This is a genomic window from Stenotrophomonas sp. GD04054 (genome assembly GCF_029836955.1).
GTDB classification, from domain to species: Bacteria; Pseudomonadota; Gammaproteobacteria; order Xanthomonadales; family Xanthomonadaceae; genus Stenotrophomonas; species Stenotrophomonas maltophilia_A.
This window is the reverse complement of sequence record NZ_JAOECR010000015.1, coordinates 66,164-86,752: the sequence shown is the minus strand read 5'-3', so window position 1 is coordinate 86,752 and position 20,589 is coordinate 66,164. Positions and strand designations below refer to the sequence as shown.

Below are 20,589 nucleotides of genomic sequence, written 5' to 3'. Positions count from 1 at the left end.
AAAGAGCAGATACAGCGGGGTTGGAGCGCGTCAGTCCTCGACGCGCAGCACTGCGCCGGGCTTCAGCACGCTGCTGCCACTCAGGCCGTTCAGCGACAGCAGGGCCTTTACCGGCATGCCGTAGCGGCGGGCGATGGTCCAGGCCGACTCGCCATCACGCACGGTGTGGCGGCGGCTGCGCGGGCGGTCGGCGATCGCGGCCACGGTCTTGGCCACCTGCGGCGTCGGCGTGGTCGTGGCAACCGGTGCAGTGCTGGCCACCAGCGTGGTCGCGGCTTCCGTCACCGTCGCATTAGCGGCCGAGACCGGGGCCAGGACCCGGGTGGTTCCCGAGGCGCGGTTGCCGGCGGCCAGGGCCGGGTTGAGGCGGGCGATCCTGGCGGGGTCCAGGGCGCGCTGTGCGGCCCACTGCTGGACGCTGGTGCCGGCCGGCAGGGTGTGGTCCTTCAACACCGGCACGGTGCGGTCCAGCGAGGCCATTACGCGAGGCTGGTCCTCCACGTCTTCCAGCACGCAGGCCAGGGCATGCAGCTTCTCGACATAGGCATGGGTAACCGGCGACAGCCCCGGCAGGGCTGCCGGCTTGGCATTCTGCGCGTTCATGCCGGCCTTGCGCATGGACTGCAGCACCCGGTACTCGCCGGCGTTGTAGGCCATGGTGGCCAGTCGCCAGTCGCCGCCGAACATGCCGTGCAGGGTCTTCAGGTAGCGCACCGCGGCCTGGGTGGAATCAACCGCCGACAGGCGGCCGTCGTAGCCGTTGGCCATGGGTACGCGGTGGTTGCGCGCCGTGGTGGCGATGAACTGCCACAGGCCGGTCGGGCCGCTGCCGTTGCGGGCATTGGGCCGATAGCCGCTTTCCACGAATGGGATCAGCGCGAATTCGGTGGGCAGGTTCGCCTTGCGCAGCTCTTCGACCACATAGCCGAACAGCACCAGCGCATCGTCATCCTGGTTGGCCAGGCGCGAGGGGGCGTGGGCGAACTGCTTCTGCCAGCGCGGGCTGGTAGCCTCGGCATCGCAGCTGGGCTCGGCCAGGCCGTCGCGGAAGCTGGTGAAGATCTCCTGGCCATTGCGCACCGAGGGCGCAGGCAGCGCGGACGGATCCAGCGGCAGCGCCGCAGCGGCGGTCAGGTTCTGGCTGATGCCGGCGCCCAGCGACTGTGCGCCCGCGGTTCCGGCCAGCCCCAGGGCAAGGCCCAGGGCCAGCGGCAGACTTCGGCGCATCATGCGCGGAAGCCGTCTTTCCAGTGCCGGAGACCGGCCATCACGTCGACGTCGTCCACGACGTCACGGCCCAGGTGTGCCGACACCGACGCACGGATCGGTGCAGCGTGCACACGCAGGAAGGGATTGCAGTCGAATTCGTTGGCCAGGGTTACCGGCAGGGTGGAACGGTCATCGCGGCGCATGGCCAAAGCCTCCTCTTGGCGCTGCCACAGGGCAGCGTTGGCGGGGTCGACATGCCGCGCGAAGACGGCATTTGACACGGTGTACTCATGAGCGCAACAAAGCAGCAGTTGCGCGGGCAGGGCACCCAGCTTGCGCATCGACGCCAGCAGCTGGGACGGCGTACCTTCGAACAGGCGTCCACAGCCCAGGCTGAACAACGAATCTCCGCTGAAAAGATGTTCAGCAGTGTGAAACGCGATGTGGCTGCGGGTATGCCCGGGCACGGATAGTACGTGGAACGTCCGGCCCAGTGCCTGAACGCGTTCACCTTCGCCGACCCGCTCGGTGGCCGTGGGAATGCGTTCCTCGACCGGCGCGATGACCCGCACGCCGGGGAAACGCGCCTGCAATGCCGGCACGCCACCGATGTGGTCGTCGTGGTGATGGGTGAGCAGGATCGTGTCCACGCGCAGGCCCTGATCGGCCAGTGCGAGCACTGGCGCGGCATCGCCGGGGTCGACGACCACGGCAGCGCCCTCGTTGTCGATCAGCGTCCAGATGTAGTTATCCGCAAATGCGGGCAGGGCAGTCAGTCGCATAGAATTGGACCATGCCCGCGCTGCAGAGCACCCGTCAAGCGAGCCAGACCCCGTGGTTCGACAGCGAACCGGCGGAGGCCTTGCGTGTGCTGGAGCGGCAATTGCTGCTGCCGCAGCTGTCGGTGCTGCCGGCGCAGCCCTGGCTGTGGATCGCACCAAGTGCAGCCTGGCTGGACGATGCACAGCTGGGTGGACGCGGTCTGCGCCTGTATCGGCAGGGACAGGGCTATGCCGGCGACACCCGTTGTGCGCTGCCGCTGCCGCTGGCCAATGAAAGCGTCAATGCGATCGTGCTGCAGCATGTCACCGCGGCCGATGCCGACCGGCTGCTCGACGAGTGCGAGCGCGTACTGATGCCGGGCGGCCATCTGTGGCTGAGCAGCCTCAATCCGTTCAGTCCGTATCGCACGCGCTGGCGCCAGCATGGGCTGGTGGTGCGCACGCCGCAGCGGATCCGCCTGCTGCTCGGCCGTCATGGGCTGGAATGCGACGATATGCGTTACCTGGGCCCGCTCTGGCGCGGTGCGGGCAGTCGTCGTCCCGGAGGTTGGGCACCGCTGCGCGCGGCCTGCCTGTTCCATGCGGAAAAACGCACGCTGGCCCTGCCTGGGCCGAAACCGCTGCCGGTGCGCTGGCACGGCACCGTAGCTACCTGATTCTGGAGTTGTATTGAAAACCATCGAAATCCACACCGACGGTTCCTGCCTTGGCAATCCCGGCCCCGGCGGCTGGGCTGCGCTGCTGCGCTACAAGGGCCACGAGCGCGAACTGAGCGGTGGCGAGGCGCACACCACCAACAACCGGATGGAGCTGATGGCGGCCATTTCCGGGCTGGAGTCGCTGACCGAGCCGTGCAACATCGTGCTCTATACCGATTCGCAGTATGTGCGGCAGGGTCTGACCCAGTGGATGCCGGGCTGGATCCGCAAGAACTGGAAGACGGCTGGCGGCGATCCGGTAAAGAACCGCGAGCTGTGGGAGCGCCTGCAGGCGGCCACGCTGCGGCATCAGATCGACTGGCGCTGGGTGAAGGGTCACTCCGGCGACCCGGACAATGAGCGGGTGGATACGCTGGCCCGCAACGCGGCGATCCAGATCCGCGACGCCAGCCCGGTAAACTGAGCCCATGCGTCAGATCATCCTCGATACCGAAACCACCGGCCTGGAGTGGAAGAAGGGCAACCGCATCGTCGAAATCGGCTGCGTGGAGCTGTTCAAGCGCCGCCCGACCGGCAACAACTATCACCAGTACATCAAGCCGGACTGCGAGTTCGAACAGGGCGCGCAGGAAGTCACCGGCCTGACCCTGGAGTTCCTCGATGACAAGCCGGACTTCGCGCAGATTGCCGACGAGTTCCTGGCCTTCATCGATGGCGCCGAGCTGATCATCCACAACGCGGCGTTCGACCTCGGCTTCCTCGACAACGAGTTGTCGCTGCTGGGGCCGCAGTACGGGAAGATCACCGACCGCTGCGCCGTGATCGATACCCTGGTGATGGCGCGTGAGCGCTTCCCGGGCCAGCGCAACTCGCTGGATGCGCTGTGCAAGCGGCTGGGCGTGGACAACTCGCACCGTGCGCTGCATGGCGGCCTGCTCGATGCGCAGATCCTGGGCGACGTCTATATCGCGCTGACCTCGGGCCAGGAAGAAATCGGCTTCGGTCTGGGCGATGACGATGGTGGTGGTGCCGGTGCGGCGCTGCAGGCCTTCGATACCAGCAAGCTGCTGCCGCGCCCGCGCGTGGTGGCCACGCCGTCGGAGCTGGAAGCGCATGCGGCGCGACTGGAGCGGCTGCGCAAGAAGGCTGGCCACGCGCTGTGGGATGGCCCGAAGGTGGAAGAGCCCGCCAGCGCGTAATGCCTGGAGTGGGGTAGTGCCGGCCGCTGGCCGGCAGCGTCGCATCCACGCATGGCGTGGATCTACCGGTTAGTGGCAGCGCACCAGGATCACGCTGATGTTGTCGCGGCCGCCGCCATCGAGCGCGGCGGCGACCAGCGTGTCCACGCATTCCTGTGCGCTGGCATCCTCGAAGGCGAGGGTGCGCGCGATGCTGCGGTCGTCCACTTCTTCGGTCAGGCCGTCACTGCACAGCAGCAGCTGCATGCCCGGACGCAGTTCGCCGCTGGTGGTGGCCACGTTCAGATGCGCCGGATCGGTCACGCCCAGCGCCTGGGTGACCACGTTGCGGTGCGGATGCGCACGCGCCTGTTCGGCGGTCAGGTTGCCCTGCGCGACCAGCTCCTGCACCACGCTGTGGTCCTGGCTGAGCTGGGCCAGCTGTCCGTCGCGCCACAGGTAGGCACGGCTGTCGCCAACCCACGCCACTTCATAGCGGTTGCCCTGTACCCGTGCGGCGACCACGGTGGTGCCCATCGGCAACGTGTCGTTGCGCCGGCGCGAGGCACGGATGATCTCTTCGTCGGCGGTGCGGATGGCCTGCGCCAGCGGTGCGCCGCGGCGGATCTCGCGCACGATGGTCTCGCGCGCCAGCGCGCTGGCCACTTCACCGCAGGCGTGCCCGCCCATGCCATCGGCCACCAGCCACAGGGCCAGCTCACTGTCACCGTAGTAGGTGTCCTCGTTGAGCTCGCGGCGCATGCCGGGGTGGGTGAGGTGTCCGAATTCGATCATGGGCGCTGGGGCGGGGTGTTGCTGGGGAGACAGGCATCATCGGGTGGCTGCGCGCATCCGGCAAGGCGTGCGCTCAGGAAATTTTCACTTCGTTGGCCGGAATGACTTGTCGTCGGCCTCACTTCCTCGTATGATGCGCGTCCCCGGTCCGCCGGGGACCACCCGGAGAGGTGGCAGAGTGGTTGAATGTACCTGACTCGAAATCAGGCAGGCGTTTATAGCGCCTCGGGGGTTCGAATCCCCCCCTCTCCGCCAGATTAAAGAAAAAGGGCTGCCGAAAGGCAGCCCTTTTTCTTTAATCTGGCGCGGGACGCGCCGCGCTCTGCGCGTCGCCCCACACGTTGCTGCGCAACCTGTGGGCCCCTCCCTGTGCCGGCCTCTCCCCGCCCCTGTCGGGGCAGGTGCATCAGTAGATCCACGCCATGCGTGGATGCTGTTCCTGCTGGCAGGCTCATCCACGCATGGCGTGGATCTACCCATTCCATCGCGAGCTGCGGGTTAAACTGCCTGCATCACCTGTTGGAGCTTTTTCCCATGACCGCTGAAATCCTCGTCCCCGTTTCTTTCGGCGAGCTGCTGGACAAGATCTCGATCCTGCAGATCAAGTCCGAGCGCATCAGTGACGAGGGCAAGCTGGCCAATGTGCGCAAAGAGCTGTCGGCGCTGGAGCAGACCTGGATGGCACACCCGGCGGCGGTGAAGGACATCGCCAAGCTGCGTGCCGAGCTGAAGGCGGTCAACGAGCAGCTGTGGGACATCGAGGACGACATCCGCCTGAAAGAGAAGGCGCAGGCGTTCGACCAGGGTTTCATCGACCTGGCGCGCAGCGTCTACCTGCGCAATGACGAACGCGCGCGCATCAAGAAGGCGATCAACCTGGCGCTGGGTTCGGCGTACGTGGAAGAGAAGTCCTACCAGGATTACGCGCAGCGCGCGTAATCCGGGGCAGCCTGCTGCTCACCCCAGGTGGTCGGCGACGTAGCGTTCGAACGCAGCGATACCGTCTTCCACGGTGATCAGTTCCATCACATCGTCGAACTCGATCTTGGTGCCCCACTTCAGATCCGAGGCCTGCTTGGCCAGGTACTTGCGCGCGGCATCGTCGTAGCGGTCCACGCAGTAGCGGCGGTCGGAATAGGGACCGCTGCGGTTCGGGTTGCTGGCTGCATGCAGGCCCAATACCTTGGCGCCCATCGCGTTGGCGATGTGCATCGGGCCCGAGTCCGGGGTCATCACCAGATTGGCCCGGGCCAGCAGCGCCGGCAGCTGCTTCAAGGTGTCCTTGCCGACCAGGTCCAGCGCCGGTGTGTGCAGCTGTGCCTGGATGGCATCGGCCATGCTGCGCTCCAGTTCGCTGCGGCCTCCGCACAGCACCACCTGCCAACCGCGCTGTGCGGCGTGGTTGGCCACGGCGGCGTAGCGGTCTGCATACCAGTTGCGGCGCACGTGGCTGGAACAGGGCGAGATCATCAACACCGGGCGGCCATCGTCCTGCCATTGCGCGGCAGCCCACTCATACGCGGACTGTGGCACCGCCAGGTCCCAGCTGACCTCGGTCTGGCGCAGGCCAAGGGGTTCACAGAAACTGCCGATGGCATCCAGCACATGGATGCCGGGGCGGTCGGGGATGCGTTCGTTGATGAAGAGACCATGCAGGTCCTTCGAGCGGCTGCGGTCATAGCCGATGCGACGCTCTGCGGGAATGAAGGCCGACAGCAGGTTGGCGCGGAACGCCACCTGCATCTGCAACAGCGCTTCGAAGCGCCCCGGCGGCAGCTGTCTGCGCAGTTCCTTGACCCCGGCCATGCCGCTCTTCTTGTCGTAGGCATGGAAGGTGACACCGGGCAGGCCGTCGAGCAGCTTGTGGCCGGCCTTGTCGATGATCCAGTGGATCGGCGTATCCGGGCGCGCAGCCTGCAGGGTGCGCACCAGGGGCACCACGTGGGTGACATCGCCAAGTGCGGACAGGCGCAGGAGGCACAAGGAGGAGGACGCTGATGCCATGTGTTGTTAGACTCAATGAAATGGTCGCATTCGACGCCAATGAAGCGCTGACGCCATGCCGCGAGGGTCGCGGCATCGGGGCCATTCTGTTCGACCGCGAGCGGCTGCGGCAAGCCGAGATCGGCCTGTTCTCGCCCCAGCACTGGGGCAGCAGGGCTCGGCCGGTGGGCGAGGGCGGTCGTGGCAGCGCCTGGTTCGTCGATGCGCCGTTCGGCGCCAGCGTGCTGCGCCACTACCTGCGCGGTGGCCTGGCGGCGAAGATCAGCCATGACCAGTACCTCTGGCGCGGCGCGGACCGGACGCGCAGCTTCGCCGAATTCCGGCTGATGCGCGCGCTGCGCGAGAAAAAGCTGCCGGTGCCCCGGCCACTGGCGGCGTTCTACATGCGCGAGGGCCTGCGCTACCGGGCTGCGATCCTGATGGAGCGGATCGAGGGTGTCCGTTCGCTGGCCGACCGCGCGCTGGTCGCGGGGCGGGGCGCACCGTGGGAGGAGACCGGGCGGCTGATTGCCCGCTTCCATCGTGCCGGCCTGGACCATGCCGACCTCAATGCGCACAACATCCTGTTCGACGGCAACGGCCACGGTTGGTTGATCGACTTCGACCGCGGGGTGATCCGCATCCCGGCGACCGCCTGGCGCGAACGCAATCTCAAGCGCCTGCTGCGCTCGCTGATCAAGCTGCGCGGCGAGCGCAGCATGGAAGACGTGCAGAAGGATTACGCGCGGCTGCGCCGCGCCTATGACATGGCCTGGAACCGGGGCACCTGATGGACTGGTCGTTGCGTTTCCTCGGCGTCGGCAATGCGTCGGCGGTCGAGCTGGGGTCGCCGATGTCGGTGATCGAACGGGACGGTCGGCCGTGGTTGACCATCGACTGTGGCGGCGAAGGCCTGACCGCGTTCAAGGCGCACTACGGCCACATGCCGCAGGCGCTGTTCGTCACCCATGTGCACCTGGACCACGTGGCCGGCTTCGAGCGCCTGTTCGTGGACACCTTCTTCAATGCGCACCGGCGCGGCAAGGTGCGCCTGTACGTGCCCGCCACGGTGGTGCCGCTGCTGCACAAGCGCATCGGGGACTACCCGAACGTGCTGGCCGAGGGCGGTGCCAACTTCTGGGATGCGTTCCAGCTGGTCGTGGTGGGCGAGGCGTTCTGGCACGAGGGCGTGCGCCTGGAAGTGTTCCCGGTGCGCCACCACTGGCCGGAGACGGCCTATGGCCTGCGCCTGCAGGGCGCGCTGACCTGGAGTGGCGATACCCGGCCGATTCCGGAGATGCTGGCCCGCTTCGCCAACGACAATGAACTGATCGCGCACGACTGCGGCCTGCACGGCAACCCGTCGCACACCGGCGTGGACGACCTGGAGCGCGAGTACAGCGCCGAACTGCAGGCGCGGATGATGCTCTACCACTATGCGAGCGCGGCCGACGGCCAGGCGCTGGCCGCGCGGGGGCACCGTGTGGCGCAGCCGGGGCAGTGCGTGCCGCTGGCCAACCCCACTGCACCGCACGTGCTGGTGCAGGATCCGCCGTGAGCGGTGCTGGCCAGCCCGCCGACGCGGCGCTGGCTGCCGAGCTGGAGGCGCTGGAACGCGCGCTGCATGCGCCGCAGGTGCGGGCCGATTGCGAGCAACTGGCGGCATTTCTGGACGAGGATTTCAGCGAGATCGGCAGTTCCGGGCGATGCTACGGCCGTGATGCGGCGTTGCAGGAGATCCCGCTGGAGCGCGCTCAGGTGCTGATCGAATCGGAACAGTACGCGGTGTGGCTGTTGGCCGAGGATCTGGCCCAGGTGCGCTACCGCAGCCGCTATCACGTTGATGGCCAGGCCCAGGGCTGGGTGTTGCGCAGTTCGCTGTGGCGACGGCATGCGCAGGAATGGAGGGTGGTGTTTCACCAGGGCACGCCTGAGGCGCGGTAGCGCCGGGCCATGCCCGGCGAAAAGCGCCAACCAAGATTGGCAGCTACCAGAAGTGGGGCCACGCCCGAAAAGGCGATGGCCCCGCCGGCTGACCTCGGCGCCCGCGTCGATCGATACCGTTGCTGCCTTCCGGCCCTGGCGGGATTTTCAACCTAGCGTCGCGAGGGGCCGACGGGGCCACCATAGAGACGTTGGCCGCCCAGTGGGCGGCCGGTTCACGGATCAGGGGAAGCAGCGCGCGATGCGCCGGAGACCACAGCCGGACTGCACATCGGCTGGCCGATGGCAGACGGCAACTATAGCGCAGGCAGGTACATCGACGCCAGCTTCGTGCACTGAATCGGCTGTAACCCGCGTCTGCCGGCAACGCCCCGCGCCGACCGGCGTTGCTAGAATGTCGGCCAGGAGGAACGACCTCCCCCGCATCGGGAATCAATGACCAGGACGGCCTGGCCCTACCAAGAGGAGGGCTGTCATGGCCTGGATCTATCTGTTGTTCGCCGGCCTGCTGGAAATCGTCTGGGCCGTGTCCATGAAGCAGTCCGAAGGCTTCACCAAGCTCACCCCTACCGTGGTCACCATCATCGGCATGATCGCCAGCTTCTGGCTGCTGGCGGTGGCCATGCGCAGCCTGCCGCTGGGCACCGCCTACACGATCTGGACCGGCATCGGCGCGGTCGGTGCGTTCGTGGTCGGCATCGTCTTCCTCGGTGAGCAGGTCAGCCCGATGCGGATCGGTGCGGCGGTGCTGATCGTTTCCGGCCTGGTGCTGATGAAACTCTCGAGCAGCTGAATGCATTTAGTTGGGCGGAGAAAGGAATCTCCGCCTGCTGCAGGTATATGCATTTTCGGCAAAACCATTTTGTCCGCCCGTTTTATTTGACGTGCGTCATGAAAATAACGAGCGTGATTCACATGCCGCTGGCGCCATCGGCCGCACAGTGCCGCCATTCGTCATGCGAAATCGGGGAGTTTTCGCCTTGACGGACACGTTGACCTGCCTTTTCCAGGTGCGGTCGCGTGAAGATGTGAAGATTTTCAGAAGTTAATGACGCCAGGCCTTGTTCCCGTGTCGGGAGCCGGGGTGGGCCGCATTGTCTTCAAAAAACCTGCCTGCAGTGCCATCTGGTCTTTTCATGGAGATTTACCGATGAACCGCATTTACCGTCTGGTTTTCAATCGTGCCCTCGGCGTAATGCAGGTTGCTTCGGAGGTCGCCCAGAATCCCGGCGGAAGCGCGGTCTGCGCAGGGCGGGTGCCGCGATTGAGGGCGCACCAGTTGGCGGTGGCATTGGCTGCCACGCTGGCCAGTGGTTCGGTATTCGCGGCGTGCACTGGCACCACGACCGTCAACTGCGACAGCTCCACCAACATCAACAACTACGTCAACCCGACCAGCGGCCTGACGTTGAACATCGCCAATGGCGCGGTGTTCAGCGTGCCTCTGCTGTTGGGCGGCAATGCGGTGACGTTGAGCGGCAGCAACACCACGGTCAACAACGCCGGCACGATCGATCCGTTCCTGACCGGTGGTCTCAGCCTGGCCGCGGCCGGCCTGGTGGTCGGCAACAACACCGCCGGTGGCAGCGCGATCACGGTCAACAACCAGACTGGCGGCCAGATCAAGGGCATCTTCAACATCGGCACTTTGCTGGGTTTCGGCGGCCAGGCGGTCACCGCGCAGAATGCCGCAGGTGGGACCACCACGCTGGTCAATGATGGTTCGATTGGAATGTCGCTGCTGGGGATAGGGCAGCTTGCGGATGCGACGTCGGTGGTGACCTATGGCGGAGCACAGGCCAACGTGACCAACCGTGGCAGCATCACCGGTCGTGTCGGCCTGGGTGCTTCGACAGGCAATACGTTCACCAATTCGGGCACGATCTCGGGCAGTGTGCATCTGGGTGATTCCACCGGCGGCAATACTTTCACTGCCGTGGCAGGGTCCACCGTGGTTACCGGTGGCGGTAGCGCACCTGCAGGCCTGCTCGCCGGCGTAACCGGGGTCAAGGTCGCAGCGGCGGGCACGGTTGATGCAGGCATCGGCACCGGTGCCGCCAACAACACCTTGGTGCTGCAGGACAACGCGAGTAACAACGGGCCTGCGTCGAGCATCGGCTGGACCAACTACATCGGCTTCCAGAAGCTCACCGTCAACAGCGGCACCTGGAACCTGCAGGGGCCGTGGTCGGGCACGGGCGCGATCACCCTCGGTGGCGGCGTGGTGAACTTCAACAACAACGCCGCATTCGGTTCCGGCCTGTTTACCGTCACTGGCGGCTCGATCGCGGCCAGTGGTGCAGGCCTGTCGCTGGGCAACAATTTCACCCTCAATGGCGGGTTGAACCTGGGCGGTGCCCAAGGCTTCGGTTTGAGTGGCGTGCTATCCGGTACCGGTGGGCTGACGGTCGACAACACCGGCATCGTCACCCTGGGCGGTGCGAACCTGTTCAGCGGTGGCGTCAACCTCAATGCTGGCGGCCTGGTGCTGGGCAATGCCGGTGCACTCGGCAGCGGCAGTCTGACCGTCGGTGGCAACGCTTCGCTGGATACCTCGGCCAACTTCAATCTGGGCAACAACCTCGTCATCAACGGTGGCGGCACGCTCAACCTGCTGGGCAGCAACGCGCTGGGCCTGAATGGTTCGATCTCCGGCGCCGGCAACCTGATCAAGGCGGGGCCGGGTACCCTCACCTTGAATGGTGCGAACCTGCTTACGGGCTCCTTCGCGGTCACCGGTGGTGCGCTGGCATTGGGCGCCGGTGGCAGCCTGTCGCCGACAAGTGCGATCTCGCTGAGCGCAGGTACCAACCTCGATCTCTCGGTTGCGGCCAGCCAGACCATCGGCTCACTCGCCGGATCCGGTGCGCTCAACCTTGGCGCGCGCAGCCTCACGTTGGGTGGCCTGAACACCAGCACCAGCTTCTCCGGCGTCATCGGCGGTGTCGGCGGCGCGCTGGTCAAGGTCGGTACGGGTACCCAGACCCTGTCGGGCGCCAATACCTTCACAGGTGGCGTCACGCTCAACGGCGGTGGCCTGCTGCTGGGCAATGCAGGCGCGCTGGGTACTGGAACACTTAGTGTTGGCGGCAACGTGTCTCTCGATGGCACCGGGGCGCTCGCTCTCGCCAACGCGGTCAATCTGGGCGCGGGCAGCATCCTCAATCTGTCCGGCAACCAGGCATTGACCTTCAACGGCGTGATCGGTGGCTCCGGCAGCCTGGTCAAGAACGGCGCGGCCACCCTGACCCTCAACAACGCCAACACGTTTGGTGGAGGGCTGTCGCTCACGGCTGGAGGACTGGTGCTCGGCAACGGCGGTGCGCTGGGAACCGGCGCATTGAATGTCGGTGGCGCGGTGACGCTTGATGCCAGCTCGGCACTGACCGTGGGCAACGGCATCAACCTGGGGGTGGGTGGTTCGCTCAACGTGCTGGGCTCCAACGCGCTGACGCTGGGCGGCGTGATCGGTGGTACCGGCAGCCTGGTCAAGAACGGCGCCTCCACGCTCACGCTGGGTGGGGCCAACGCGTTCACCGGCGGTCTGAACGTGAACGCAGGAAAGGTGGCACTGGCCAGTGGCGGCAGTCTGGCGGCCACCGGGGCGGTGAGCCTGGCGGGGGCCGGCGCCGAACTGGACATCTCGCTCGGCGGCAACCAGACCATCGGTGCGCTGTCCGGTGCGGCAGGCAGCATCCTCTCGCTGGGCGGCAGCACGCTCACCTTCGGTGATGCCACCAACCAGGCATTCGGCGGCGTGATCGGCGGTACCGGTGGCCTGGTCAAGCAGGGAACGGGCACGCAGACGCTCAGCGGCGCCAATACCTTCAGTGGTGGCCTGAACCTGGCGGCCGGTGGCCTGTTGCTGGGCAACGGCAGTGCACTCGGTACCGGCGCGTTGACGGTCAGCGGCAATGGCTCGCTCGACGCAACCGCAGCACTGAATCTGGGCAATGCCATCAACCTTGGCGCGGTGCTGACGCTGCCGGGTAGCCAGAACCTCACCCTGGGCGGCAACATCACCGGCACCGGCAGCCTGACCAAGAACGGTGCCTCGCTGCTGACCTTGAACGGCACCAATGCATTCAGCGGCGGCCTGAACCTCAATGCCGGCAGCCTGCTGCTGGGCAACAGCGGTGCACTCGGGACGGGCGCATTGAGCGTGGGTGGCAATGCATCGCTCGATGGCAGCACGGCGTTGAACCTGGTCAACAATGTCACTCTGGGCAGTGGGGCCGTGTTGTCGCTGCCGGGTTCGCAGGCGATCACGCTTGGCGGGGTGGTTTCCGGAGCCGGTGGCCTGGTCAAGAACGGCGCCAGCACGCTCACGCTCAACGGCGCCAACAACTTCGCCGGTGGGCTGACGCTCAACGGCGGTGGCCTGATGCTGGGCAACGCTGGCGCGCTGGGAACCGGGCTGCTTGCCGTGGGCGCGAACGCGACCCTGGGCAGTACGGTGGCATTGAACCTGGGCAATGCCATCGATCTCGATGCCGGTGCGCAGCTGAGTCTGACCAGCAATGAGAATGTTGCTCTGGGCGGACTGATCACCGGCACCGGTGGCCTGATCAAGACCGGCACTGGCGTGCTGTCGTTGAACAACAGCAACACCTTCAGTGGTGGTCTGACGCTGAATGCGGGCGGTCTGTCGGTCGGCGCCAACGGTGCGTTGGGTACCGGTGCACTGAACATCGGCGGCAGTGTTTCTCTGGATGCGAGCGCCCCGGTTTCGCTGGTCAATGCAGTGAACCTGGGCGCCAATACGCTGACCCTGCCGGGCAGCAGCAATCTCACTCTGAGCGGTGTGGTGAGTGGTGCCGGTGGCCTGATCAAGGACGGCGCCTCGACGCTGACCTTGTCCGGTGCCAATACCTTCCTCGGTGGCGCTACGGTCAACGCAGGTACGCTGGCACTCGGCGCGGGTGGCAGTCTTGCCGCCATCGGTGCGGTGGACCTCGCCGGTGCCGGCGCGACGCTGGACATCTCCGCAGCGGGTACCGGGCAGACCATTGGCGCGTTGAACGGCGTGGCAGGCAGCCATGTGGCATTGGGCACGCAGACCCTTACTTTCGGTGGCGCCAGCAATGGCAGCTTTGCCGGTGTCATCGATGGCAGCGGTGGGCTGATCAAGGTCGGTGCTGGCGTGCAGACGCTGTCCGGTGCCAATACCTTTAGTGGCGATGTCGCGCTTGATGCCGGTGGCCTGATCCTCGGGAATTCGGGGGCGCTGGGCACGGGCACGCTGGGCATCGGCGGCAACGTCAGCCTGGACGGAACGACGGCACTGAACCTGGCCAACGCCGTGAACTTCGGTGGGGGTACGCAGCTGACGCTGGGCGGCAGCAGCGATCTCACCCTTGCAGGCGTGGTGGCCGGCAGCGGCAGCCTGATCAAGAACGGTGCAGGCCTGCTGACGCTCAACAACACCAATACCTTCGGTGGCGGCCTGACCTTGAACGGTGGTGGCCTGGTGGTCGGCGCGAACGGCGCACTCGGCTCCGGCACGCTGGCGGTGAATGCCAGCACCACGCTGGATGCGGGTGCTGCAGCGACGCTCGGCAATGCGGTCACGCTGGGCTCGGGTGTCGCACTGACATTGCCGGGCAGCAATGCGCTGACGCTGTCGGGTGTGATCGATGGCAACGGCAGCCTGATCAAGAACGGTGCCACCACGCTGACGCTGTCCGGTGCCAACACCTATACCGGCGGTACCACCATCAACGCCGGTACGCTGGCACTGGGAACAGGTGGCAGCCTTGCCGCGGCGGGTGATGTCACGCTGGGCGCAGGCGCTGGCTTCGATATCTCCGGTGCCGGCAGCAGCCAGACCATCGGCGCGCTCAACGGTGCGGGCGGAAGCACGCTGGCGCTGGGCGGTAATTCGTTGACCTTCGGCACGGCCGGCAATGCCGCCTTCGACGGCGTGATCAGTGGTGGTGGCGGTCTGGTCAAGGTGGGCGCGGGCGTGCAGACGCTGTCCGGCGCCAACACGTTTGGCGGCGGCGTGACGCTCAACGCTGGCGGGCTGGTGCTCGGCAATGACGCGGCGCTGGGCACGGGTGCATTGACCGTCGGCGGTGCCGCCACGCTGGACACCACCGGCCTGGCAGCACTGACCAACAACATCGCGCTCAACGCAGGCCTGACCGTACTGGGCACCAATGCGCTGACGCTCAGCGGGGTGATTTCCGGTACCGGCAGCCTGACCAAGGATGGTGGCGCAACGCTGACCTTGAACGGTATCAACTCCTATACCGGTGGTACCAACATCAACGCCGGCACACTGGCGCTGGGTGCCGGTGCAAGCCTGGCGGCGAGCGGTACCGTGAACCTCGCCACCGGCGCGACGCTGGATCTGTCGGCCGGCAGTGGCACGCAGGTGTTCGGCACCCTGGTCGGCAACGGTACGGTGAATCTCGGTGCCAACTCGATCGAAGTCGGCGGGGCGACCAATGGCACCTTCAGTGGCTCTATCGCAGGTACGGGTGGCCTGACCAAGGTCGGTGCGGGCATCGAGACGCTGACCGGTGCCAACACCTACACCGGCGGCACCTTCATCAATGCCGGCACACTGGCGATCGGTCCGGGCGGCAGCCTGGCGGCCACCGGTGCAGTGACACTTACCGCAGCGGGAACCGGCTTCGACATCTCGACGTCCGGTGCCAGCCAGACCATTGGTTCGTTGGGCGGGGTGACCGGCTCCACGGTCACTCTGGGCGCGCAGTCGCTGATCCTCGGCGGCAACGGCAACAGCGTGTTCGACGGCGCGATTTCCGGCACCGGTGGCCTGGTCAAGAACGGCACCGGCATCCTCACGCTGGGCGGCGCCAACCTGTTCAACGGCGGCCTGGCGCTCAACGGCGGTGGCCTGGTGGTCGGCAACAGCGCCGCGCTCGGCAGCGGTGCGCTGACGGTGGGGGCCAGCGCTACGCTGGATGCTTCGACCGCGGCCAACCTGGCCAACAACATCACGCTGGCATCAGGTGCCAACCTCAACCTGCTGGGCAGCAATGCACTGACCTTGGGCGGCATGGTTTCCGGTACCGGTGGGCTGATCAAGAACGGTGCGGCCACCGTGACCCTGACCGGTGCGAATACCTACACCGGAGGCACCACCATCAACAGCGGCACGCTGGCGATCGGCGCCGGCGGCAGCCTGGCGTCGACCGGCGCGGTGAACCTGGCCGGTACCGGTACCCTCGATATCTCTGCGGGCAACCAGAGCATCGGTTCGCTTGCCGGTGTGGCCGGCAGCACCGTGGCGCTGGGGGGCAGTGCGCTGACCCTGGGCGGCACGGTAGACAGCACGTTCAACGGAGCTATCACCGGTAATGGTGGCCTCGTCAAGAACGGCGCAGGCGTGCAGACCCTCAACGGCGCCAGCACCTTCAGTGGCGGTGTAACGCTCAATGCAGGCGGCCTGGTGGTCGGCAACGATGCCGCTCTGGGCACCGGGGCGGTAACGGTGGGTGGCAACGGTACGCTCGATTCGAACACTGCGGTGACGTTGGCCAACAACTTCGTCCTCAACGCCGGGCTGACCGTACTCGGCAGCAACAACCTCACCCTCAACGGCAGCCTGAGTGGCACCGGCTCGCTGACCAAGGAGGGCGCGGCAACGCTGACCTTGAACGGTGCCAATACCTATACCGGTGGCACCTTCATCAATGCCGGTACGCTGACATTGGGCGCCGGCGCGAGCTTGAATGCCAGTGGCATCGTCAACCTGGCCAGTGGTGCGACCTTCGATCTGTCGGCGGGCAGCGGCACGCAGCAGTTCGGTACCCTGATCGGCAACGGCACGGTGAACCTGGGCGGCAACACCTTGACCATTGGTGGTCCCGTCAATGGCACGTTCAGTGGTTCGGTGGGGGGCACCGGTGGGCTGATCAAGGAAGGCACCGGCACCCAGACCCTGACCGGTGCCAATACCTTCACTGGTGGCACCACCATCAATGCGGGCACGCTGGCGATTGGCGCCGGAGGAAGCCTGGCAGCGAATGGCGCGGTGACACTGGCCAACGCCGGAACAGCGTTCGATATTTCTGCCGGTGGTGCGCAGAGCATCGGATCACTGGCCGGTGTTACCGGCAGTACGGTCGCGCTCGGCGGCAGCACGCTGACCCTCAATGGCGTAGGAAACACGACCTTCGCTGGTGACATTACCGGTACCGGTGGCCTGGTGAAGAATGGTGCAGGCATCCAGGGCCTGACCGGCAGCAATACCTTCAGCGGTGGCGTGGCACTCAACGCCGGTGGCCTTGCCTTGGGTAACAACAATGCACTGGGAACCGGCACGCTGACCGTGGGCGGCAATGCCAGCCTGGACGGCACCAGCGCGCTGACGCTGGCCAACACCGTGCAGCTGGCCAGCGGCACGCTGACCCTTGCCGGCAGCAACGCGCTGACCTTGAACGGCCCTATCAGCGGCGCTGGCGGCCTGCTCAAGGATGGCGCAGCAACGGTCACGCTGGGCGGTGCCAGCACCTATACCGGTAACACCACCATCAACAGCGGCACGCTGGCGGTGGCGGCCGGTGGCACCCTGTCGGGTGCGAGCACGGTGAACCTGGCCGGTGCCGGTACGCTGGACATCAGTGCCGGTGGCAATCAGAGCATCGGAGGCCTGGCCGGCGTAACCGGATCCAGCGTGGTGCTGGGCGGTGCGACCCTGACCACCGGCGGCAACAACGGCAGCACCACCTTCGGCGGTGTGCTCAGTGGCACCGGTGGCCTGGTGCAGAGCGGCACCGGCACGCTGACCCTGAGCGGCGACAACGTCTATACCGGTGGCACCACCATCAATGGTGGCAGCACGCTGCAGATCGGCAACGGCGGCAGCTCCGGTTCGGTGCTGGGCGACATCACCAACAACGGCAGCCTGGTCTACAACCTGGGCACCACGGCAACCGTAGGTGGTGTGGTCAGCGGTAGCGGTGGCCTGACCCAGGCTGGCAGCGGAACGCTGGTGCTGACCGGCAACAACACCTACACCGGCGGTACCACCATCAATGCCGGCGGCACGTTGCAGGTGGGCAACGGTGGTGCGACCGGCGCGATCGTCGGCGACATCACCAACAACGGCGCGCTGGTGTCCAACGTGGCGGGCAACACCACGCTGGGCGGCACCATCAGCGGCAGTGGTGGCCTGACCCAGGCCGGCGCTGGCACACTGGTGCTGACCGGCAACAACACCTACACCGGCGGTACCACCATCAATGCCGGTGGCACGCTGCAGGTCGGCAATGGCGGTGCGACCGGTGCGATCACCGGCAACGTCGCCAACAACGGCAGCCTGGTGTTCGACGTGGCGGGCAACACTACGGTTGGCGGCGCGATCAGTGGCAGCGGTGGCCTGACCCAGGCCGGTGCCGGCGTACTGACCCTGGTCGGCAACAACACCTACACCGGCGGCACCATCATCAATACCGGTGGCACGCTGCAGGTGGGCAATGGTGGAGCGACCGGTTCGATCGCTGGCGACATCACCAACAATGGTTCGCTGATCTCCAACGTCGCGGGCAACACCCTGCTGGGCGGCACCATCAGTGGTACGGGTGGCCTGACCCAGGCGGGCAGTGGCTCGCTGGTGCTGACCGGCACCAACACCTACACCGGCAGTACCACCATCAATGCCGGCGGCACGCTGCAGCTGGGCAATGGTGGTGCGACCGGCTCGATCGTCGGCGACATCACCAACAACGGCACGCTTGTGTCCAACGTCGCGGGCAACACCACGCTGGGCGGCACCATCAGCGGCAGCGGTGGCCTGACCCAGGCCGGCAGCGGCACACTGACCGTGACCGGCAACAACACCTACACCGGCCCGACCACCATCACTGCCGGTGGCACCCTGCAGGTGGGCAATGGCGGCGCGACCGGTGCGATTGGCGGCAGCGTCACCAACAACGGCAGCCTGATCTTCAACGTGGGTGGCAACACCACCGTCGGCGGCGCCATCAGCGGCAGCGGTGGCCTGACCCAGGCCGGCAGCGGCACGCTGATCCTGGGCGGCAACAACACCTATACCGGCGGCACCACCATCAACACCGGCGGCACGCTGCAGGTCGGCAACGGCGGCGCGAGCGGATCGATTGCCGGCAACGTCAGCAACAACGGCAGCCTGGTGTTCAACGTCGGTGGCAACACCACCATCGGTGGCACCATCAGCGGCAGCGGTGGCCTGACCCAGGCCGGTGCTGGCACCATCACCCTGACCGGCAACAACACCTACACCGGCGGCACCACCATCAACGCCGGTGGCACGGTGCAGGTTGGCAATGGCGGCGCCAGTGGCTCGATCACCGGCAACATCACCAACAACGGTGGGCTGATCATCAACACCGGTGGCAGCACCACGCTGGGTGGCACCATCAGCGGAGGTGGCAGCATCGTGCAGGCCGGCCCGGGTGGGTTGAATCTCGGCGGCAACAGTGGTGGTTTCAGCGGCACCGGCCAGGTCACCGGCGGTGGCCTGAATGTCACCGGCAACATCGGCGGCCAGTGGACCATCGGCAGCGGTACCACGCTGTCCGGCACCGGCACCATCGGGGGTACCGGTGGTGGCGTGACGGTATCCAGTGGCGGCGTGCTGTCGCCGGGTAATGGCCCAGGCAATGGCAGCGGTGCGGGCAATGGCACCGGCACGATCACGGTGGGTGGCAACCTGACCTTGTCGCCGGGCAGCACGCTGGGCATCGATCTGGGTGCCACCGGCAGCGACACGGTGCAGGTGGGTGGCAGTGCCAACGTGGGTGGCAGCAGCGTGCAGGTGAATACCATCTCGCCGAGCACCAGCTACCAGCAGGGCCAGCAGTACACCGTGGTCAATGCGGGCGGTGGCGTGAGCGGGCAGTTCGCTTCGGCGAAGACGCCGTCGGCCTTCCTGACCATCACCCCGGTCTACACGGCGAACACGGCCAATCTGCAGATCGATGTGGCGCAGACCGCAGCCTTCACCACGGCGGCGAAGACGCGCAACCAGTACAACACCGCCGCAGCGCTGGACAGCCTGCCGCAGAGTGGTTCGGCGCTGGGCCTGTACAACACGCTGCTGATGTATGACGCGGGTACCGCGCGCGCGGCCTTCGACCAGCTGTCCGGTGAAGTGCATGCGGCCAGCCGTGCGGTGCTGTTGTACGACAATTACCTGGAAGAGGGTATCCGCCAGCGCCTGGGCAGTGAGCTGCCGACCGTGCGCGGTGAGCGTGCCTCGGCTTGGCTGGCCGGCAGCGGCAAGGTGTTCAGGCAGGATGGTGATGGCAACGGCGACGACATCCGCTCCAACCGCAATGCGCTGATGGCCGGCGTGGACTGGCAGCTGGGCGAGCACGTGGTGCTGGGTGCAGCGGCCGGCAACGAACGGCTGGATACGCGCCTGTACGATCGCAGCTCGCGCGCCCGCCTGCGTGGCAACACCTTCGGCCTGTATGCGCAGGGCCAATGGAACAACGGCTTTGCGGTCGGTGGCAGCGTGTCGCGCGGCGACTACCGCACGCGCACCACGCGTGAGGTGCCGCTGCTGGGCCAGACCCTGTACAGCCGCCAGGACTCGGATGTGACCATCGCCCAGGTGGAGGGCAGCTGGACCTGGACCCACGGCAGGACCCAGCTGCAGCCGTACGTGCAGTTCACCAAGCACTGGGTCGACAGTGATCGCGCGGTGGAGCGGGGCGGCACTGCTGCGCTGGAGCTGGAAGGCGGCAAGGACACGCTCAATGTCAGCACCGTGGGTGTGCGGGGCCGCTGGGACGTGGGCAGCGGCGAGCGCTTCCCTGCACAGCTGACGGTCGGCCTCGGCTGGCAGCATGCATCGGGTGACACCGACGTGGCCAGCCGCAACCGCTTCGCGGTCGGCGGCAATTCCTTCGACGTCTATAGCGCGGTGATGGCACGCAATGCGCTGGTCAGCCAGCTGGGCGTGGCGGTTGGGCTCGGCCACAACAGCCAGCTGTCGATGTTCGTGCAGGGCCAGCACGGCGACGGTCGCCGCGATGTCGGCGGGCAGATCAACCTGCGCGTGGGCTTCTGAGGGGAGCG

13 protein-coding genes, 1 tRNA gene and 1 other RNA gene are annotated in these 20,589 nt (G+C 66.5%); 10 read left to right on the top strand and 5 right to left on the bottom strand.

The window, feature by feature from the left end:
* Window positions 1-30: 30 nt before the first annotated feature.
* Together N7573_RS09620 and gloB are read right to left on the bottom strand one after the other, a co-directional pair.
* Complete coding sequence (locus N7573_RS09620; protein WP_032129323.1) at window positions 31-1,230, bottom strand: lytic transglycosylase domain-containing protein; 1,200 nt, start codon at window positions 1,228-1,230, stop codon at window positions 31-33.
* Window positions 1,227-1,991: a hydroxyacylglutathione hydrolase gene (gene gloB / locus N7573_RS09615; RefSeq protein ID WP_032129324.1), complete on the bottom strand. Its 765-nt coding sequence runs from the start codon at window positions 1,989-1,991 to the stop codon at window positions 1,227-1,229. The genes N7573_RS09620 and gloB overlap by 4 nt, the downstream gene beginning before the upstream one ends.
* 11 nt (window positions 1,992-2,002) lie before the next feature.
* On the opposite strand from gloB, the gene N7573_RS09610 reads away from it, so the two are divergent.
* From N7573_RS09610 to dnaQ, 3 genes are read left to right on the top strand one after another with little or no spacing between them, the layout of a single operon-like run.
* Window positions 2,003-2,647, top strand: a complete 645-nt coding sequence (locus N7573_RS09610; protein WP_121504044.1) for a methyltransferase domain-containing protein — start codon at window positions 2,003-2,005, stop codon at window positions 2,645-2,647.
* 13 nt (window positions 2,648-2,660) lie between these two features.
* Window positions 2,661-3,113 (top strand): ribonuclease HI, encoded by a 453-nt coding sequence (gene rnhA, locus N7573_RS09605; RefSeq protein ID WP_032129326.1) that lies wholly within the window; start codon window positions 2,661-2,663, stop codon window positions 3,111-3,113.
* A 4-nt stretch (window positions 3,114-3,117) separates the two neighbouring features.
* On the top strand, window positions 3,118-3,849 hold the full coding sequence (dnaQ, locus tag N7573_RS09600; RefSeq protein WP_279913910.1) for a DNA polymerase III subunit epsilon: 732 nt from the start codon (window positions 3,118-3,120) through the stop codon (window positions 3,847-3,849).
* Window positions 3,850-3,918: 69 nt separating this feature from the next.
* Here the strand turns inward: dnaQ and N7573_RS09595 are convergent, their stop codons facing one another.
* Window positions 3,919-4,623 (bottom strand): PP2C family serine/threonine-protein phosphatase, encoded by a 705-nt coding sequence (locus N7573_RS09595; protein WP_032129328.1) that lies wholly within the window; start codon window positions 4,621-4,623, stop codon window positions 3,919-3,921.
* Window positions 4,624-4,787: 164 nt separating this feature from the next.
* Between N7573_RS09595 and N7573_RS09590 the strand changes: the two genes are divergently transcribed.
* A tRNA-Ser gene (locus N7573_RS09590) sits at window positions 4,788-4,878 on the top strand.
* Window positions 4,879-5,157: 279 nt separating this feature from the next.
* On the top strand, window positions 5,158-5,562 hold the full coding sequence (locus tag N7573_RS09585; RefSeq protein ID WP_046982834.1) for a DUF6165 family protein: 405 nt from the start codon (window positions 5,158-5,160) through the stop codon (window positions 5,560-5,562).
* 18 nt (window positions 5,563-5,580) lie between these two features.
* On the opposite strand, the gene N7573_RS09580 is transcribed toward N7573_RS09585, so the two are convergent.
* Complete coding sequence (locus tag N7573_RS09580; protein WP_049400633.1) at window positions 5,581-6,627, bottom strand: glycosyltransferase family 9 protein; 1,047 nt, start codon at window positions 6,625-6,627, stop codon at window positions 5,581-5,583.
* A gap of 20 nt (window positions 6,628-6,647) precedes the next feature.
* On the opposite strand from N7573_RS09580, the gene N7573_RS09575 reads away from it, so the two are divergent.
* From N7573_RS09575 to N7573_RS09565, 3 genes are read left to right on the top strand one after another with little or no spacing between them, the layout of a single operon-like run.
* Window positions 6,648-7,397 (top strand): 3-deoxy-D-manno-octulosonic acid kinase, encoded by a 750-nt coding sequence (locus N7573_RS09575; RefSeq protein WP_049400634.1) that lies wholly within the window; start codon window positions 6,648-6,650, stop codon window positions 7,395-7,397.
* Window positions 7,397-8,164 carry an MBL fold metallo-hydrolase gene (locus tag N7573_RS09570; protein ID WP_279913962.1) on the top strand — a complete coding sequence of 256 codons (768 nt, stop codon included), beginning with the start codon at window positions 7,397-7,399 and terminating at the stop codon, window positions 8,162-8,164. Before N7573_RS09575 ends, N7573_RS09570 begins: the two co-directional genes overlap by 1 nt.
* Window positions 8,161-8,550 carry a nuclear transport factor 2 family protein gene (locus N7573_RS09565; protein WP_279913963.1) on the top strand — a complete coding sequence of 130 codons (390 nt, stop codon included), beginning with the start codon at window positions 8,161-8,163 and terminating at the stop codon, window positions 8,548-8,550. Before N7573_RS09570 ends, N7573_RS09565 begins: the two co-directional genes overlap by 4 nt.
* Before the next feature lie 78 nt (window positions 8,551-8,628).
* On the opposite strand, the gene ffs is transcribed toward N7573_RS09565, so the two are convergent.
* Window positions 8,629-8,725, bottom strand: an RNA gene (gene ffs, locus N7573_RS09560) — signal recognition particle sRNA small type.
* Between the two features lie 300 nt (window positions 8,726-9,025).
* Here ffs and sugE point away from each other — a divergent pair.
* Window positions 9,026-9,343: a quaternary ammonium compound efflux SMR transporter SugE gene (gene sugE, locus N7573_RS09555; RefSeq protein ID WP_010483859.1), complete on the top strand. Its 318-nt coding sequence runs from the start codon at window positions 9,026-9,028 to the stop codon at window positions 9,341-9,343.
* Between the two features lie 357 nt (window positions 9,344-9,700).
* A complete protein-coding gene (locus tag N7573_RS09550; protein WP_279913350.1) occupies window positions 9,701-20,581 on the top strand; it encodes an autotransporter-associated beta strand repeat-containing protein in 10,881 nt (3,626 codons plus the stop codon).
* The last annotated feature ends 8 nt before the right edge of the window (window positions 20,582-20,589 follow it).